We start from the raw sequence: 17,249 nt of genomic DNA, 5'->3' as shown, positions 1-17,249 counted from the left end.
AGCCCATCCGCTTCGGCATCCGCAAGGTGTCACGCGGGCTCATGATCGGCTCCCGGCCGAGGCCAACTCACCGAGCCGGGATGATCGCCTGATGCGCACCGGCCAAGCCGTGCGGGCTCAGGAGACGGCCCATCCGCTTCGGCATCCGCAAGGTGTCACGCGGGCTCATGATCGGCTCCCGGCCGAGGCCAACTCACCGAGCCGGGATGATCGCCTGATGCGCCCCGGCCAAGCCGTGCGGGCTCAGGAGACGGCCCATCCGCTTGGGCATCCGCAGGGTGATCGCGCGGTCGACGATCCGGGCCCCGGAAGCGGCGGCCGCCAGCCGGGTCTCGTAGCCGGTGCAGTCGGCCGGGGTCCGCAGCCACGCCGACACGACCAGGTTCCCCTCCCCCACCACCGCGGCCGAAAGCCGGGTTTCGGGCAGGTGCCCGACCGCCGTGCCGGCCGCGTCCAGCCCGGCCGGGGTGACGTCGAGGCGGTAGCCCGCGATCACCGGCCAGCCCGCCGGGACGTGCGCGAGGTCGCAGCGGAAGTCCAGCTCGTGGTTGCGCAGCATCCGGGCCAGCGTGCGGCGCACCGCCGACTCGCTCATCCGGCAGTCGCGGGCCAGCTCGGCGTAGCTGCGCCGCCCGTCGACCCCGAGCGACTCGACCAGCGCGCGCAGGTCGCGGTCGTTCCACAGCTGCGGGATGACGTCGCGGGCCTGCACCGCCGTCTCGTCCAGCACCGCCCGCTGTTCCGGCGCGAGGGCGTTGACCAGCCAGCCGCTGCCCTCCCGGAAGACGCGGGTGGCCACGGCGAAGCGGACCTCGCGGACGCCGGGCAGGTCGCCGATCCGGCCGGTGACCAGGGCGTCCAGCGCGTCGAGGTCGCGGGCGGCCAGGCTGAGGAACAGCTGGTGCCTGCTGGTCGTGCGCTCGACGCTGAACACCGCGGGCCACCCGCACAGCTCGCGGGTCAACGCGGTCAGCGTGTCCGGGCGGCAGACCAGGTCGACGTAACCGACCGTTGTCGTCGGGGCCGTCGAGTAGGCGGTGAGCCAGGCGAGACCGGCGGCCTGCAGGCGGTCCCAGCGGCGGGCCGCGGTCGTCGCGTCGGTGCCGACGGCCGCGGCGATGCGCGTCCAGGGCGCCCGCGGGTCGCGTTGCAGCGCCTCCACCAGCGCGAGGTCCGAACCGGTCAGCCCCGGCTCGCGGCGCGCCGGGTCCGGCTGGGAGCCCGGGGATACGGCCATGGCGCATTCTGGCGTGATCATCATCGGGTGCCAAGGGGCTGCCGGGAAGGGGTGCCGGCAGCCCCTCGCCGTCCTACCGCCGGCGCAGCCGCGGCACCAGGACCGCGCCCGCCAGCAGCACCACGCCCCCGCCGACGGCGAACGGCAGCACCGGCACCGTGTCCGGGTCAGCCGCCGGCACCGCACGCTCGCGGCCGCCGTAGCCGCCGCCCGCGCCGTCGCGGTCGTAGGCCGAGCCCGGCAGCTTGTCGGCGTACCGCTGGTGCAGCGCCGCGCGGTAGTCGGCGAGCGCCAGCTTGGTGCCCGCCACGACGCCGGTGACCGAGCCGTCCAGCACGGTCACGGCGTCGCCGCGCACCGCGTACCAGGCGTTGACCTGCGGCTCGTGCAGCAGGTAACCGCCGGCCGCGGCCGCCGCGTACTTCTGCTCGTAGTCACCGGAAGCGACGTTCACGACGGTCCACGCCAGGCCCTGGCGCTCGGCCCACACGGTGGCCGCGGTCCCGTCGCCGGTCCGCGCCGGGACCGCGACGTAGGCGAGCGCGGCCGGGACGTCGGAGGTCCCGGTGACGAACGCCGCCGTCGGCTCGTAGACCGCGACCTGGGTCTTCGGGTCCGCCGCCGCGGCCGCCGCGACGGCCGCGTGCGCCCCGGGGAACCGCGTCGAGGCGAGCCGGTCGAGCGTCGCCCGGCCTCCGGTCAGCTGCCCGATCGCGGCGGTGTCGGCGGCGGTCGGGGTGCCCGCCGGGCCGGTGGCCGCGTCGGCGCCACCGGCCCCGAGCACGGTGAGCGCCAGGGCGCCGGCCGCCACGGCCGCGCGCAGGATGGTCCTCGGCATGCTCATCCCTCGATCCCGTACAGCGTATGGGTCCACTGGAACTGGTTGTTCGAGCGGTAGGTGTCGTAGTTCATCGAGTTGTAGCGGCTGTTGTTCGGCCACGGATCCCCGTATTCCACTCGGGTGGCGCCGTTGGAGGTGTCGTAGCCGTAGAGGACGTGCATGTGGCCGCCACCGGAACGCCAGCCGATGCGGGTGCCGATCGGCTGTCCGGCGTCGATCTGGTTCTTGATGCCGGTGAACGAGAGCACCTCGCCGTTCGAGTTGTACGAACCGACGTTCATGAATCCCAGATACCGGAACACGCGCTGCTGGTCGCTCAGGTAACCCTGGTTGTTCGCGCAGTCCGCGCCGGACTCGTTGTGCGCGATCTGGCAGAACCGGGTCTGGGTCAGGGAATCGCCCCAGTAGGAGACGATGGTGTTGCCGCTGGCGTCCCAGCACCACTGGTCCTTCTGCTGGGCCTGCATGGTGATGCCGAGGTCCGACCGGGCCGCGGCCGCGGTGGCCGGCGCCTGCAGCGCGACGACGGCGGCCGTGGCGGCCACGGCCGCCGTGAGTCCACGTAGGACTCCAGAGGTGACTTTCACGCCGGTGTTCCTCCACTCGGTGAGGGGGTTCGGTGGCAGGGAATACTCCGCGCACCGGAGGTTGATCCGGTACCTACTAAGGGAGGAACCCGTTGGGAGGAAACGAATCCCGGCGGATCCCGGCATTTCCCGGGTGCCGGATTCCGGCACCGCGCACGATCGGTGGACGGATTCCGGCGCGCTCGCGCCGAGAGCGCCGGTGTAGTGGCGGTGTAGCGGCCGCGAGCAAGGTCGGTCCCGTTCACCACTCACTGAGGGAGACACATGCGCACCAGGAACTTCGGCCGGGTGGCCGCGCTCTCGGCCGCCCTGCTGTTCGGCGGCGCGACGGCCGCCACGACCGCCACGGCCGCCACCGCCCCGCCGTCCGAGGTCTACGCGGAGGTGACCGCCGCCGACATCGCCGACCCGGGCGCCGTCATCACGGACTCACCGGCCGAGCTGGCCGCCGCGCGGACCGCGAGCCAGGCGATCGCCTGGTACTCCAGCCGTACCGGCAGCACCGCCTACCAGGGCTACTGCGAGAAGGCCGCGCGCCTGTCGTGGAACCGCGTCACCCACCACGCCAGCGCGATCGAGCACTGGCAGTCCTCCGACGGCGCCCGCCACACCACCGGCACCCCGCCGAAGGGCGCGTTCGTGTTCTGGAACATCTCGGCCTACGGCCACGTCGGCATCGCCGACGGCAGCGGCGGCGTCTGGGCGACGAGCGTCGGCGGCGCGATCGGCCACGCGAAGCAGAGCTACTTCGGCAGCTACCTGGGCTGGAAGCCGGGCAACGGCAACTGATCCGCGTCCCGGTCGTGGGCGGCGGCCTGGCCGCTCACGACCGGGCTCCGGCGGCGCTGGGCCTGGTCCAGCAACGCCAGGCCCGTCGTCTCGCCCTGGCGGTTGCCCGTCTCGCGGAAGACGCGCAACGCCCGGTCGCACACCCCGCGCGCCTGTACCGGCTCGCCCGCGGCCAGCAGCGTCCGGCCGATGCCGAGCAACGCGTAGGCGCTGCAGCGTTCGTCGTCGAGGTCCTCGAGGATGCTCAACGCGAGCCGAAGGGACGTCAGGGATTCCGGCAGCCGCCCGGTGTCGCGGTGCAGTGCACCCAGCTCGGTCAGCACCTTCGCTTCCCGATGCGGGTCGCCGATTTCGCGGGCCAGGTCGCGGGCGCGGCCCAGCCACTCCGCCGCGTCGGTGAACTCGCCCAGCAGCACGTACGTCGAGCCGATCGAGTTGCGCATCTGGGCCACGCCACTGCGGTCGCCCGCCCGCTCGAGCCCGTCGAGGGCCCGGCGGTAGCAGTCCAGGGCCTCGCGCGGCCGGTCGCGGACGCGGGCCACCGTGCCGAGCCCGGCCACCGCCAGCGCTTCGCCGCGGACGTCGCCGAGTTCGGCGAACAGCGCCGCCGACCGCTCCATGTCGGTGACCGCGGCGGCGTATTCGTCGTGGTAGAGCCGGACCTGGCCGAGGCCGCGGGCCAGCACCGCCTCGCCCGCCCGGTTCCCGGCGGCCCGCACGGCGGCCAGCGCGGTCAGGTGGCTGCGCCGCCAGTCGTCGTAAGCACCGCGCAGGTCGTAGAACGGGACGGCGGCCGCGGTCAGCTGCCAGGCCAGCTCGTCCAGCCCGGCGTCGGCCGCGAGCTGGACGGCGGCGGCGAGCAGCTTGCGTTCGGCGGTGAACCAGGCCAGCGGATCGGCCACGAGCCGGGTCGTGCCCGGAAGCGGCTCACCGAGCGGCGGCCCGGTCATCGCGCCGAACGCGGGCGGCAGCCCCGCCGCCGCGGCCTTCGCCAGCGCCAGCAACCCGGACAGCACGCGGGTCAGCGCCGCCCGGCGATCGGCGACGGGATCGGCGTCCAGGAGTTCCGCCGCGTAGCACCGAAGCAGGTCGTGCAGCCGGTAGCGCGGGTTCCCGCCCTCGTCCAGGCCCACCAGCGAGACGAGGTTGGCGTCGACGAGCACGTCGAGCACCTCGTGGGTGCCCGCGCGGCCCAGGAGCGCGTCGAACACCCAGCTCGGGAAGTCTTGCGCACCCAGCAAAGCCGAGCGGCAGAACGCCGTCCGCGCGGACGGCGCCAGCTGGCGCAGGCTCAGCTCGAAACTGGACCGGACGCCCAGATCGCCGACGCGCAGCTCGCTCAGCCGGCCGGTCTCGTCGGCCAGCCGGTCGTGCAGCGTCCGCAGGCTCCACGCCTGCCGCCCGGCCAGCCGCGCACCCGCGATCCGGATGGCCAGCGGCAGGTACCCGCAGCAGCGCACGATCGCCGCGGCCTCGGCCGGTTCGCCGTCGATCCGGTCCACCCCGGCGACCCCGGCCAGCAGCCGCTGCGCCTCGCGCTCGCCGAACACCGTCAGCTCGACGTGCTTGGCCCCGGCCAGTTCCGGCAGCCGTCCCCGGGTCGTGACGAGCACGGCGCACCCGGCGTCGGCGGGCAGCAGCGGGCGGACCTGGCCGGCGGTCGCGGTGTCGTCGAGCACGAGCAGCACCCGGCGCCCGGCCAGGCGGGAGCGGAACAACGCGGCCCGCTGGCCGAGCCCGGCGGGGACACCGTTGCCGGTGACGCCGAGCGCGTGCAGGAAGTCGGCGAGCACCTCGGCCGGGTCGCGCGGCGCGCCGGTGCCGGCGAGGTCGACGTACAGCTGGCCGTCCGGGAAGCGGCCGGCCAGGCGGTGGGCGACGTGCATGGCCAGCGCCGTCTTGCCGGTGCCCGGCGCGCCGGTCAGCACCACCGGCGCCGGGCCCGCGCCGAGCGCCGCTTCCAGGTCCCGGACGTAGTCGTCGCGGCCGGTGAAGTCGGGCAGGTCCGCCGGGAGCTGCCGCAGCGGGACGGTGGGCGCGCTCAGCCCGGCGCTCGCCGGTGAGTCGCCGGCCAGGATCGCGGCCTGCAGGGCCCGCAGTTCGGGCCCCGGTTCGACGCCGAGTTCGGTGACGAGCCGCTCCCGCGCGGTCGTGTAAGCCTGCAGTGCCTCGGCCCGGCGGCCGGCGCCGGTCAAGGCGAGCAAGTACTGCTGCCACAGGCGTTCCCGGTACGGGTGCTCGGCCAGGAGCACGGTGAGCTCGGCGATCGCCGGGTCGTGACGGCCCAGCAGCACCTGCAGCGAAAGGCGTTCCTCGACGGCGGCGAGGCGGTTCTCGACGAGCCGGCCGAGCTCGGCGTCCCAGGCGGGCGCGGTCGGCAGGTCCTCCAGCGGATCGCCGCGCCACAGCGCCTCCGCCTCGGCGAGCAGCGTCAGCGCGGTCTCGGGGGTGCCGTCCTCGGCCGCGCGGGCGGCTTCGGCGACGAGCCGGGTGAAGTCGTGCGCGTCGAGGTCACCGGGTTCGACGGTCAGCGAGTACCCCGGGCCGTGGGTGCGCAGCGCGTCCCCCGGCAGGAGCCGGCGCAGCCGCCACACGTAGGTCTGGAGGTTGGCCGTGGCCGACGTCGGCGGGTCGGCCGGCCAGACCGTGTCGATGAGCTGGCCGGGCGGGACGAGCCGGTTCGCGTTGAGCAGCAGGTGGGCCAGCAGCGCCCGCTGCTTCGCCCCGCCGAGCGGCAGCGCGCGGCCGCCGACCGTCACGGCAAGCGGCCCGAGCAGGTGGAACCGCACTTCAGCGCCCATGTCGCTCCCCATCACGACCACCGCCCCCACGACGGCGGACTCTAACGAGACGGGACCGATCCGGTGGGCAAATCGCCCACATTCGAGACGCCTGCCGCGCGGATGTCACTCGGTTGCCGATCTTGGGCTACGCCGTCCGGCCCACGACGAAAGTCGCGTGTTTCCCTTACCGACCATCGTCGGGTTCCGGGATTCACTCACAACGGTGACGGTAGGTGCGTCCTTGACCACTCGTCACCGCGCGGCCTGCGCCCGCGGATGGAGGTTGATCCCCCAGTGCGTATCGCGCGAACCGGCGTTCTCGTCTCCGGCATCCTGCTGTCGGCCCTGGCGACTGCGGCGCCGTCTCTGGCCGCCCAGCCGGCCATCATCGACGGCGGCAACGCCGACTCGCTCCACGCGGCCGTCCGGATGTTCGCCGGTGGCCAGGAGATCTGCTCGGCGACGATCATCGCGCCGGACTGGATCCTGACCGCGCGCCACTGCACCCAGGGCGCGAACGGCCAGCAGATCAGCTTCCACGTCGGCGACCTGGACCAGACCAAGGGCACCACGGTCACCGCGACGTCGGTGCACGAAGCACCGGACTCGGACATCTCGCTGGTGCAGATCGACCAGCAGGTGCAGACCGACTACGCGCCATTGGGCTCCGAAGGTGACGTCAACGTCGGCGACCAGGCCGAGGTCTACGGCTGGGGCGCGACCTGCACCGACAAGCCGGAGATCGAGTGCCAGTCGCAGCTGCTGAAGGTGGCCAAGGTCAGCGTCACCTCGATCGACTGCCCGGACGGCGCGGCCGGCGTCTCGGTCTGCGCGAACCGCGGCGACGGCATCACCGCGGGTGGCGACTCGGGCGGCCCGATGTACGCCAACGGAAAGCAGGTCGGCGTCGCTTCCACGAGTGACCGCCAGTCCTACACCGCGTACATCAACATCACGGAGTACCGCGACTGGATCTCCGCCACCGCGGGCGTCTGAGCACCCGGGCCCGGTTCGCCCCCGCTCACACCGAGCGGGGGCGAACCGCCGGGGTCAGCTGACCCAGAAGGAGCGGATGCGCTCGTCCCAGATCTCGGCGAAGCAGTACCGCAGGTCGGCGCAGCCGTGGTCGGCGTCGTCGGTGACGAGCTTCGACGAGCCGGTGAAGCCGATGCCGTCGAACACCCGCACGCGGCAGCCCGAGCCCGGGCGGATGTAGATCGAGCTGACCGACTGGTCCATCAGCACGCCGTTGTTCTGGTAGTAGGCGTCCCGCAGATCACCGTCCGAGGCTTCGTGCGGGCTGTCGGCGGCGGTGCACGTGGTGCGGTTGTAGACGTTGGTGTAGTTGGTGAACCCCTGGTCGCCCAGGTAGCTGACGTTGTTGAACAGGGTCGCCACCGGCGCGAGCGCCGCCGCGGTTTCGTAGGCCGTGAGCCCGTCCGCGGTGGTGAAGCACGTTTTCGCACCGCCGGTCAGGTTCACGTCGCAGAACGGCTTCGCGACCGCGGCCGGCGCGCCTGCGAACGTGAGCCCCGCGACCGCGACCAGAGCGAAGAACCCGGACACAAGTCTCTGGGAAAGCTTCATCGGTACCTCCCGAGCCGACGTGGGCCCCGTGCCCACGCTGGAGGTATACCGAGATTGCCCGTCCCATAGGCGGTTCTGTCCGGTGCTGGACACTGTCCGAGGAGTGAGTGTACAGTCACTCACATGACGAAGCGCGGTGCCACCCTCTCCACCTCGGACGCCCGGCGGGACGCCGTGGTCGACGCGGCCGTCGCCGAGTTCGCGCGGACCGGGTTCCACAGCACGCCGATCAGTGCGGTGGCGACCCGGGCGGCCATCTCCCCCGCCTACGTCTTCAAGTTGTTCCCCGGCAAGGTTTCCCTCTTCGTGGCCGCACTCGACCGGTGTTACGAGCAGGTCGTGCACGCGCTCTCGAACGGTGCCGCCCGCGCCGGGGACGCCGAGCCGGAGAAGATCCTCTACGAGATGGGCGGCGCCTACGCCGACCTGATCGCCGACCGGAACCTGCTCATGCTGCAGGTGCACGCCCAGTCGGCCGCCGACACCCCCGAGATCGCCGACGCCGTGCGCCGCGGGCTCCAGCGGGTGACCGAGTTCGCGCGCTCCCGCTCGGGCGCGCCGGACGACCAGGTCCAGCGGTTCCTCGCCTACGGCCAGCTCTGCCACCTCATCACCACCCTCGACCTCGACACCCACCCCGGCGACTGGGCGGCCGTGCTGTCCGCCGGCATCCGCCACCCCGGCAAGAACTGAACCCGGTCCGCCGGGGCGCTTTTTGCGCGACCCAAGAGTGATTGACCAGTCACACACCTATCGAAGGAGCAGTCCGATGACCACCACCACCGAAATCGTCCTCCCCGGCCTCGTCGAGCCGGACGGCCTCCAGGTCACCACCCGCGAGCTGCCCGCACCCGGGCCGGGCCAGGCACTCCTGCGCGTCGAAGCCAGCGGGATCTCGTTCGCCGAGCAGCAGATGCGGCGCGGCAAGTACTACGACCAGCCGCCGTTCCCGTTCGTACCTGGCTACGACGTCGTCGGCACGGTGCTCGAAGCGGCCGACCCGGCCCTCGTCGGCCGCCGGATGGCCGCGATGACCAAGATCGGCGGCTGGAGCAGCCACCTGGTCGTCGACGCGGCCGACCTCGTGCCGGTGCCGGACGGCCTGGATCCCGCCGACGCCGAGACGTTCGTGGTCAACGGGATCACCGCCTGGCAGATGCTGCACCGCAAGGCCCGGGTGCGCGCCGGCGGCACGATCCTGGTGCACGGCGCCAGCGGCGGGGTCGGCACCACGCTGGTCCAGCTGGCCCGCGCGGCCGGGATCCGGGTGATCGGCACGGCGTCCGCGCGCAACGCCGACGTCGTCACCGCACTCGGCGCCACCGCGATCGACTACCGCGGCGACGTCCCGGCCCAGGTCCGCGCGCTGGCCCCCGGTGGTGTGGACGCGGTCTTCGACCACGTCGGCGGACCCGGCATCGTCGACTCGTTCCGGCTGCTGGCCCCGGGCGGCACGCTGGTCGCCTACGGCAGCGCGTCCACAAAGGACACCGGCGGCAACCCGCGGCCGGCGGTGCTGAAGCTGGTCGCCCGGCTGCTGTGGTGGCAGGCACTGCCGAACGGCCGCCGCACGCACTTCTACAACGTCTGGGGCGGCAAGCGGAACCTCCCCCGCTTCCGCGCCCAGCTGGCGGAGGACCTCACCGCCGTCTTCGGCCTCGCCGCCACCGGCGCCCTGAAAGCCCAGGTCGCGGCCCGGTTCCCGCTGACGGACGTCGCGAAGGCGTTGACGCTGGCCGAGTCCGGGACGATCACCGGCAAGGTCGTTCTCGTGCCGTCGAGTGAGTGACCAGTCACGCATCACGGGATGTGAAAAGAGACCCGACCATGCGGCCGGGTCTCTTCTCTCGCAAGCAGGTCAGTCGGTGCCGGACTCCATCGCGGCCTGGTCCAGCAGCTCGTCGCCACCGGAAGCCTTGCCGCGGGAGGCGATCACCTGGGCGCCACCCTCGGCCATCGCGCCGATCAGGCCGGTCGACGCGGCCTGGGCGGCGCCGATCAGCTTGGGGTGCGTGCCGCCGACCATGCCGAGGCTGGCGTACTGCTCCAGCTTCGCGCGCGAGTCGGCGATGTCGAGGTTGCGCATGGTCAGCTGGCCGATGCGGTCCACCGGGCCGAACGCCGAGTCCGCGGTCCGCTCCATCGACAGCTTGTCCGGGTGGTAGCTGAACGCCGGGCCCGACGTGTCGACGATCGAGTAGTCCTCGCCGCGGCGCAGCCGCAGGGTCACCTCGCCGGTGATCGCGGTGCCGACCCAGCGCTGCAGCGACTCGCGCAGCATCATCGCCTGCGGGTCCAGCCAGCGGCCTTCGTACATCAGGCGGCCGAGGCGGCGGCCCTCGTTGTGGTAGCTGGCGACGGTGTCCTCGTTGTGGACGGCGTTGACCAGCCGCTCGTAGGCCGCGTGCAGCAGCGCCATGCCCGGCGCCTCGTAGATGCCGCGGCTCTTGGCCTCGATGATCCGGTTCTCGATCTGGTCGGACATGCCCAGGCCGTGCCGGCCGCCGACGGCGTTGGCCTCCAGCACCAGGTCGACGGCGGTGGCGAACTCCTTGCCGTTGATCGACACCGGACGGCCCTGCTCGAAGCCGATCGTGACGTCCTCGGCGGCGATCTCGACCTCGGGGTCCCAGAACTTCACGCCCATGATCGGCTGGACGATCTCGAGCCCGGTGTCGAGGTGCTCCAGCGACTTCGCCTCGTGCGTGGCGCCCCAGATGTTGGCGTCGGTCGAGTACGCCTTCTCGGTGCTGTCGCGGTAGGGCAGGTCGTGCGCCTGCAGCCACTCCGACATCTCCTTGCGGCCACCGAGCTCGGTGACGAACGCGGCGTCGAGCCACGGCTTGTAGATCCGCAGGGAGGGGTTGGCGAGCAGGCCGTAGCGGTAGAACCGCTCGATGTCGTTGCCCTTGAAGGTGGAGCCGTCGCCCCAGATCTGGACGTCGTCCTCGAGCATGGCCCGCACCAGCAGGGTGCCGGTGACCGCGCGCCCGAGCGGGGTGGTGTTGAAGTAGCTGCGGCCGCCGGAGCGGATGTGGAACGCGCCGCACGTCAGCGCCGCGAGCCCCTCTTCGACGAGGGCTTCCCGGCAGTCGACCAGCCGCGCGACCTCCGCGCCGTAGGCGTGGGCACGCCCGGGCACCGACGCGATGTCGGGCTCGTCGTACTGGCCGATGTCGGCGGTGTAGGTGCAGGGGACAGCGCCTTTGTCGCGCATCCACGCGACGGCCACGGAAGTGTCGAGGCCACCGGAGAAGGCGATACCGACACGTTCGCCGACGGGCAGGGAAGTGAGCACCTTGGACATGCGAATAATTATGCACGTCGATGCATCATCGTGCAATTCGGGGTCGCGGAAATCCGTTGACCCCGTCCTGACCTGCTGATTCGGTGGCGGCATGCACACTCCCGACCCCGCGCTCGTCCGGCGGCTGGTCCGCGCGCAGTTCCCGCAGTGGGCTTCGCTCCCGGTCGTGCCGCTCGCTTCGGGCGGCACGGTCAACGCCGTCTACCGCCTCGGCGACGACTTCACCGCCCGCCTCCCCCTGACCACGGGCGGCGCGGGCGACGTCGCGAAGGAAGCCCGGGTGCTGGCCTCGCTCGGCGACCTGCCGGTGGCGGTCCCGGTCGTCGCCGGACTCGGTGAACCCGCCGAGGGCCACCCTTGGCCGTGGTCCGTGCACGAGTGGCTCGACGGCGATCCCGCGGTCGAAGGCCGGTCCGAAGCGGAAGGCCTGGCGGAGTTCGTCAACGCCCTGCGGGTCTCCACAGCGGACGGTCCCCCGGCCTACCGCGGCGGCCCTCTCGCGCATCTCGACCGCGCGACCCGCGACGCCGTCGAGGCCTTACGCCACACCGGCGAACCCTTCGACGCGGACGCGGCCCTGGACGTCTGGACCGAAGCCCTGGACGCCCCCACCGGCTCGGACTGCCGGGTCCACGGAGACCTCATGCCGAGCAACCTGCTGGTCCACAATGGACACCTGACGGCCGTGCTCGACTGGGCCACGGCGGGTGTCGGCGACCCGGCCTGCGACCTGATCCCCGCGTGGAACCTGCTCACCGACGCCACGCGCCCGGCCTTCCGCGACGCCGTCGGCGCCGACGACGCGGCCTGGGCACGCGGCCGCGGCCGGGCGCTGTCGATGGCGGTGATCCAGCTGCCGTACTACCGCACGACGAACGCCGTCATCTCCGCCAACGCCCGCTACGTCCTCACCGAACTCGGCTGCCGCCCCGAGCCGTGAGGGGCACCCTCATGGCCATAAGAGCCATGAAGGTGCCCCTCACGATCCACGGGTCAGCTCGGCAGGAGGGCCGGCGCGGTGAGGCGGCTGGCGTTGGCCGCCTCGTCGTCCGGGGCTTCCTGCGCCGTGCGCTCCGCCTCGACGCGGGCGAGGTAGTTGGCCACCTCGCGCTCCTGCCTGGGCGTGTCCCAGCCCAGGAGCGGGGCCATCAGCTCGGCGACCCAAGGCGCCGCCGTGACGCCGCGGTCGCGTTCCTCGATCGAGATGCGCGTCCGCCGGGTCAGGACGTCCTCCAGGTGCAGGGCGCCCTCGTGCGAGACCGCGTACACCACCTCCGCCTTCAGGTACTCCGCCGCACCCGGCAGCGGCGCACCCAGCTCGGGACGCTCCGCGACCGACGCCAGGACGTCTTCGATCGCCGAGCCGTAGCGGCCCAGCAGGTGCTCGATCCGCGCCACCGGCAGGCCTGCCCGGGACGCCAGCGCGAACCGGCCGTCCCACAGCTCGTGGTAGCCGGCCGCGCCGACGATCGGCAGCCGGTCGGTCCACGACGGCGGGGTCGGGCGGTCGATCTCCTCGACCGCGACGTCGACGGCGTCCGCGGCCATCACCCGGTACGTCGTGTACTTGCCGCCGGCCACGATCACCAGGCCCGGCACCGGGTGCGCCACCGCGTGCTCCCGCGACAGCTTCGTCGTCGCGGCCGCCTTCGCCGCCAGCAGCGGGCGAAGACCGGCGTAGACGCCTTCGATGTCCTCGTGGGTGACCGGCGTGCGCAGCACCGCGTTGAGGTGCTGCAGCACGTAGTCGACGTCCGCGCGGCTCGCCGCCGGGTGCTCGCGGTCGAGGTCCCACTCGGTGTCGGTGGTGCCGACCAGCCAGTGCTTGCCCCACGGGATGACGAACAGCACGCTCTTCTCGGTGCGCAGGATCAGCCCGGTGTCGAGGTCGATCTTCTCCCGCGGCACCACGAGGTGGATGCCCTTCGACGCGCGCACGGTGAACGGCGCGGGGATCCCGGCCGCCTCGGACATGTCGTCGCTCCACACGCCGGTCGCCGCGAGCACCGTGCGAGCCCGGATTTCGAACTCGACCCCGCTCTCGCGGTCCACGACCTTCGCGCCGATCACGCGCTCACCGTCCCGCAGCAACGACGTCACCCGGGCCCGGGTCAGCACCGAAGCACCCTGCTCGGCCGCCGTCCGCGCGATGGTCATCGTGTGCCGGGCGTCGTCGACCTGGGCGTCGTAGTACTGGATCGCGCCGACCAGCGCGTCGTCGGCCAAGGCCGGCGCCACCTTGAACGCGCCGCGCTTGGACAGGTGCCGGTGCCGCGGCAGGGCGCGGGCGCCGCCGAGCGTGTCGTACAGCGTGACACCGGCGCCGATGTACCCGCGCTCCCACACCCGGTGCGTCAGCGGCACCAGGAACTTCACCGGCCGCACCAGGTGCGGGGCGAGGGTCTGCAGCAGCAGCCCGCGTTCCTTGAGCGCCTCCCGCACCAGCTTGAAGTCCAGCTGCTCCAGGTAACGCAGGCCGCCGTGGATCAGCTTGGACGAGCGGCTGGACGTCCCGGCGGCGAAGTCCCGCGCCTCGACGAGCGCGACGGACAACCCGCGCGACGCCGCGTCGAGCGCGGCACCCGCGCCGGTCACTCCCCCGCCGACGACCAGCACGTCGACCTCTTCGCGGGCCAGCTTGCGCAGCGTTTCCGCGCGGTAAACCGGCGAAAGCGGTGTCACGGTGTTCCTCTTCATCAGATCCTCACTCCACGTCTACCCAGTCGAGCGTGCGGCCCACGGCCTTCTGCCAGCCCGCGTAGCCCTCCGCGCGCTGTTCTTCCGTCCACGACGGCTCCCAGCGCTTGTCCTCGTTCCAGTTCTGTTCCAGCTCGTCGGCCGACCGCCAGAAGCCGACGGCCAGCCCGGCCGCGTAGGCGGCCCCGAGCGCGGTGGTCTCGGCGACGACCGGCTTCGACACCGGCACGCCGAGGATGTCCGCCTGCAGCTGCATGCACAGCTCGTTCGCGGTGACCCCGCCGTCGACCCGCAGCACGTCGAGGGTGACGCCGGAGTCGTTCTGCATCGCCTCGACGACGTCGCGGGTCTGGTAGCAGATCGCTTCCAGGGTGGCCCGCGCGAGATGGGCGTTGGTCGTGGCGCGGGTGAGCCCGACGATCGCGCCGCGCGCGTCCGAACGCCAGTACGGCGCGAACAGGCCGGAGAACGCCGGGACGAAGTAGACCCCGCCGTTGTCCTCGACCTGGCGGGCCAGGCTTTCGCTCTGCGACGCGCCGCTGATGATGCCCAGCTGGTCGCGCAGCCACTGCACGGCCGAGCCGGTGACGGCGATCGAGCCTTCCAGCGCGTACACCGGCTTCTCGTCGCCGAACTGGTAGCACAGCGTCGTGAGCAGGCCGTGTTTCGAGCGGACCAGTTCGTGGCCGGTGTTGAGCAGCAGGAAGTTGCCGGTGCCGTAGGTGTTCTTGGCCTCGCCGGGCCGGAAGCAGACCTGCCCGACGGTGGCCGCCTGCTGGTCGCCGAGGACCCCGGCGATCGGGACCTCGCCGCCGAGGGGGCCGTCCGCGCGGGTGGTGCCGAAGAAGCCGGGGTTCGACGACGGCCGGATCTTCGGCAGCATCTGGCGCGGGACGTCGAAGAACGACAGCAGTTCGTCGTCCCAGTCGAGGGTTTCGAGGTCCATCAGCATGGTGCGCGACGCGTTGGTCGGGTCGGTCACGTGGACGCCGCCGTCGGGGCCGCCGGTGAGGTTCCAGATCAGCCACGAGTCGGTGGTGCCGAACAGGGCGTCACCCTTTTCGGCGTCTTCACGGACGCCGTCGACGTTCTCGAGGATCCACTGCAGCTTGCCGCCGGAGAAGTACGTCGCGGGCGGCAGGCCGGCCTTGCGGCGGATGACCTCGCCCTTTCCGGAGCGCTCCAGCGCCGAGGCGATCCGGTCGGTGCGGGTGTCCTGCCAGACGATCGCGTGGCCGTACGGGCGGCCGGTCCGGCGGTTCCACACGACGGTGGTCTCGCGCTGGTTGGTGATGCCGAGCGAGGCCAGGTCGCCGGCGGTGAGGTTGGCCTTGTTGAGCGCGGTGGCGATGACCGAGCGGGTGCGTTCCCAGATCTCGGTGGCGTCGTGCTCGACCCAGCCGGGCTTGGGCAGGATCTGCTCGTGCTCCAGCTGGTGGCGGGCGATCTCGTTGCCGCCGTGGTCGAAGATCATGAAGCGGGTGCTGGTGGTGCCCTGGTCGACGGCGCCGATGTAGTCAGGCATGGTTGTTCTCCCCTTCTCAGGCGGCGGGCTCGAGGTCCTTCGCGGACACGGTGTCGAACTGCTCCGCCGGGAGGAACCGCTCGATCAGGTACTTGTAGATCGCGCCGCCGATGACCGCGCCGATGACCGGTGCCACGATCGGGATCCACCAGTAGGGGTAGCCGTACTGGTCGGTGAACGCCGTGTCGTAACCGGTGAGCCAGGACGCGAGCCGCGGGCCGAAGTCGCGGGCGGGGTTGATCGCGTACCCGGCGTCGGTGCCCCAGGCCATCCCGATCGCGACGACCAGGAAGCCGATGACGACCGGGGCCAGGTTGGCGCCGGGGGCGGTGTTGCGCAGGTCGGTGATGGCGAAGATGACCAGGGCGAGGATCGCGGTGCCGATGATCTGGTCGCGGAAGGCGCCCCAGTCGCCGACCGGGAGCGTGCCGTTGCCCGGCAGGGTGGAGAAGACGCCCTGGGTCTTGATCGTCAGGCCGGGGTCCTTGGCGTTGAGGATCTCGGTGTAGTTCCACCGCACCAGCAGCGCGGCGACGAAGGCGCCGGCGGTCTGGGCCAGGGCGTACGGGGCGACCTTGCGCCAGGAGAACCCCTTGAACACGGCGAGGGCGACGGTGATCGCCGGGTTGAGGTGCGCGCCACTCACCCGTGAAGCGACGTAGACACCGAGCGTGACGCCGATGCCCCACGCCCAGGCGATGCTGTCGTGGTCCCCGATGCCCGCGGCGGCGACCTGCGCCACCACCCCGCACCCGAACAGGATGAGGATCATCGTCCCCACGAACTCCGCGGCCATCTCGCCGGCGAGTCCGTGGGCCTTGAGGTTTCGCACCATTGCTTCCTCCACAAAGGACCAGTTCCCCCTGGTCCTCCCAGCCAAGCCCGCCCGTCACAGCGGGTCAACGCGGCCCGGTCGGCATTGTCGAACGTGTGAAGACGATGTTCGACATTGTCGAATCAAGGCCGGTCGGGCTAGGGTCGCGAACGTGCCGGGTCCGATCCAGTCCATCGAGCGCGCGGCCGCGATCCTGCGGCTGCTGGCGCGCGGCTCGGGTCGGCTGGGCGTCGGCGAGATCGCCGAATCCCTCGAACTGGCGAAGGGCACAGCGCACGGCATCCTGCGGACGCTGCAGGGTGTCGGGTTCGTCGAGCAGGACCGCGACACGGGCAAGTACCAGCTCGGCGCCACCCTGCTGCACCTGGGCACGAGCTATCTCGACGTCAACGAGCTGCGGTCCCGCGCGATCAACTGGGCCGACGCGCTGGCGTCCCGCAGCGGCGAGGCCGTCCGGATCGGCGCGCCGCTGGAGGGCCGGGTGCTGGTCGTGCACCACGTGTTCCGCCCGGACGACAGCCTGCAGACTCTCGACGTCGGCACGCTGCTGCCACTGCACGCCACCGCGCTCGGCAAGGTCCTGCTGGCCTACGACACGACGTTGAAGGCCACGACGGAGGCGTACACCCGCCGCACGCTGGTCACCCAGACGGCGATCAAGCGCGAGTGTGCGAAGGTACGCGAAGCGGGCTGGGCGGCGGAGAACGGCGAGATGATCTCGGACGAGGCGGGCATCGCCGCCCCGATCCGCGGCCACGGCGGCATCGTGGTCGGCGCGATCGGCGTGTCGGGAGCGGTGGAGCGCATCTGCGAGCACGACGGCAGCCCGAACCCGCGGCTGCTGGGCCACGTCCGCGACGCGGCCCGCGCGGTGTCCCGCGACCTGGGCGCGTCCCGATGGTGACCCGGCCACCGCGCGGCGCCCGAGGCCCCGCCCGCAATGGCCAACACGGCACTAGCTTCGGCGTGTTGGCCATTGCGGGCAGTGTGTTGGCCACTCCGGGCAGTGTGTTGGCTGGTCCGGGGTGCCGGGTTCGCGCGTCCGGGGCCGGCCCCTTGAA

General features: G+C 72.2%; 15 protein-coding genes. 6 read left to right on the top strand and 9 right to left on the bottom strand.

Going from position 1 to position 17,249, the window contains the following annotated elements:
- Positions 1 to 193 precede the first annotated feature (193 nt).
- From ACIOD2_RS02500 to ACIOD2_RS02490, 3 genes are all read right to left on the bottom strand, one after another.
- Positions 194 to 1,237, bottom strand: a complete 1,044-nt coding sequence (locus ACIOD2_RS02500) for an Lrp/AsnC family transcriptional regulator (protein ID WP_400533366.1) — start codon at positions 1,235 to 1,237, stop codon at positions 194 to 196.
- 73 nt (positions 1,238 to 1,310) lie between these two features.
- Positions 1,311 to 2,075 carry a hypothetical protein gene (locus tag ACIOD2_RS02495; RefSeq protein WP_400533364.1) on the bottom strand — a complete coding sequence of 255 codons (765 nt, stop codon included), beginning with the start codon at positions 2,073 to 2,075 and terminating at the stop codon, positions 1,311 to 1,313.
- Between the two features lie 2 nt (positions 2,076 to 2,077).
- A complete protein-coding gene (locus ACIOD2_RS02490; protein ID WP_400533363.1) occupies positions 2,078 to 2,665 on the bottom strand; it encodes a papain-like cysteine protease family protein in 588 nt (195 codons plus the stop codon).
- A gap of 264 nt (positions 2,666 to 2,929) precedes the next feature.
- Between ACIOD2_RS02490 and ACIOD2_RS02485 the strand changes: the two genes are divergently transcribed.
- A complete protein-coding gene (locus ACIOD2_RS02485) occupies positions 2,930 to 3,454 on the top strand; it encodes a hypothetical protein (protein WP_400533361.1) in 525 nt (174 codons plus the stop codon).
- Here the strand turns inward: ACIOD2_RS02485 and ACIOD2_RS02480 are convergent.
- Positions 3,421 to 6,255 carry a BTAD domain-containing putative transcriptional regulator gene (locus ACIOD2_RS02480; RefSeq protein WP_400533360.1) on the bottom strand — a complete coding sequence of 945 codons (2,835 nt, stop codon included), beginning with the start codon at positions 6,253 to 6,255 and terminating at the stop codon, positions 3,421 to 3,423. The two genes, ACIOD2_RS02485 and ACIOD2_RS02480, sit on opposite strands and share 34 nt — an antisense overlap.
- A gap of 276 nt (positions 6,256 to 6,531) precedes the next feature.
- On the opposite strand from ACIOD2_RS02480, the gene ACIOD2_RS02475 reads away from it, so the two are divergent.
- Complete coding sequence (locus ACIOD2_RS02475) at positions 6,532 to 7,233, top strand: S1 family peptidase (protein WP_400533358.1); 702 nt, start codon at positions 6,532 to 6,534, stop codon at positions 7,231 to 7,233.
- A 54-nt stretch (positions 7,234 to 7,287) separates the two neighbouring features.
- On the opposite strand, the gene ACIOD2_RS02470 is transcribed toward ACIOD2_RS02475, so the two are convergent.
- Positions 7,288 to 7,824 carry a hypothetical protein gene (locus ACIOD2_RS02470; RefSeq protein ID WP_400533356.1) on the bottom strand — a complete coding sequence of 179 codons (537 nt, stop codon included), beginning with the start codon at positions 7,822 to 7,824 and terminating at the stop codon, positions 7,288 to 7,290.
- A gap of 123 nt (positions 7,825 to 7,947) precedes the next feature.
- On the opposite strand from ACIOD2_RS02470, the gene ACIOD2_RS02465 reads away from it, so the two are divergent.
- Together ACIOD2_RS02465 and ACIOD2_RS02460 are read left to right on the top strand one after the other, a co-directional pair.
- Entirely contained in the window at positions 7,948 to 8,517 is a 570-nt protein-coding gene (locus ACIOD2_RS02465; protein WP_323333153.1) for a TetR/AcrR family transcriptional regulator, read from the top strand.
- A gap of 76 nt (positions 8,518 to 8,593) precedes the next feature.
- Positions 8,594 to 9,613, top strand: coding sequence for a medium chain dehydrogenase/reductase family protein (locus ACIOD2_RS02460; protein WP_400533354.1), 1,020 nt, complete (start codon positions 8,594 to 8,596; stop codon positions 9,611 to 9,613).
- A gap of 69 nt (positions 9,614 to 9,682) precedes the next feature.
- Here ACIOD2_RS02460 and argG read toward each other — a convergent pair whose 3' ends face one another.
- Positions 9,683 to 11,131, bottom strand: a complete 1,449-nt coding sequence (gene argG / locus ACIOD2_RS02455; RefSeq protein WP_400533352.1) for an argininosuccinate synthase — start codon at positions 11,129 to 11,131, stop codon at positions 9,683 to 9,685.
- Positions 11,132 to 11,222: 91 nt separating this feature from the next.
- Here argG and ACIOD2_RS02450 point away from each other — a divergent pair, with 91 nt between their 5' ends.
- Positions 11,223 to 12,071 (top strand): aminoglycoside phosphotransferase family protein, encoded by an 849-nt coding sequence (locus tag ACIOD2_RS02450; protein WP_400533350.1) that lies wholly within the window; start codon positions 11,223 to 11,225, stop codon positions 12,069 to 12,071.
- 53 nt (positions 12,072 to 12,124) lie between these two features.
- Here ACIOD2_RS02450 and glpD read toward each other — a convergent pair whose 3' ends face one another.
- The 3 genes from glpD to ACIOD2_RS02435 are packed head-to-tail and all read right to left on the bottom strand — an operon-like array spanning position 12,125 to position 16,188.
- On the bottom strand, positions 12,125 to 13,828 hold the full coding sequence (gene glpD, locus ACIOD2_RS02445) for a glycerol-3-phosphate dehydrogenase (RefSeq protein ID WP_400533349.1): 1,704 nt from the start codon (positions 13,826 to 13,828) through the stop codon (positions 12,125 to 12,127).
- Positions 13,829 to 13,835: 7 nt separating this feature from the next.
- Positions 13,836 to 15,353 carry a glycerol kinase GlpK gene (gene glpK / locus ACIOD2_RS02440; protein ID WP_400533348.1) on the bottom strand — a complete coding sequence of 506 codons (1,518 nt, stop codon included), beginning with the start codon at positions 15,351 to 15,353 and terminating at the stop codon, positions 13,836 to 13,838.
- Between the two features lie 16 nt (positions 15,354 to 15,369).
- Positions 15,370 to 16,188, bottom strand: a complete 819-nt coding sequence (locus ACIOD2_RS02435) for an MIP/aquaporin family protein (RefSeq protein ID WP_400533346.1) — start codon at positions 16,186 to 16,188, stop codon at positions 15,370 to 15,372.
- Between the two features lie 151 nt (positions 16,189 to 16,339).
- Here ACIOD2_RS02435 and ACIOD2_RS02430 point away from each other — a divergent pair, with 151 nt between their 5' ends.
- The gene (locus tag ACIOD2_RS02430) at positions 16,340 to 17,092 is read left to right on the top strand and encodes an IclR family transcriptional regulator (RefSeq protein ID WP_400533344.1); all 753 of its coding nucleotides are present in this window, start codon (positions 16,340 to 16,342) and stop codon (positions 17,090 to 17,092) included.
- Positions 17,093 to 17,249 lie beyond the last annotated feature (157 nt).

Source organism: Amycolatopsis sp. NPDC088138, assembly GCF_044741685.1.
Lineage (GTDB): Bacteria > Actinomycetota > Actinomycetes > Mycobacteriales > Pseudonocardiaceae > Amycolatopsis.
Note: the sequence above shows the minus strand (reverse complement) of the source record. Positions and strands in the feature narration are given on the sequence as shown.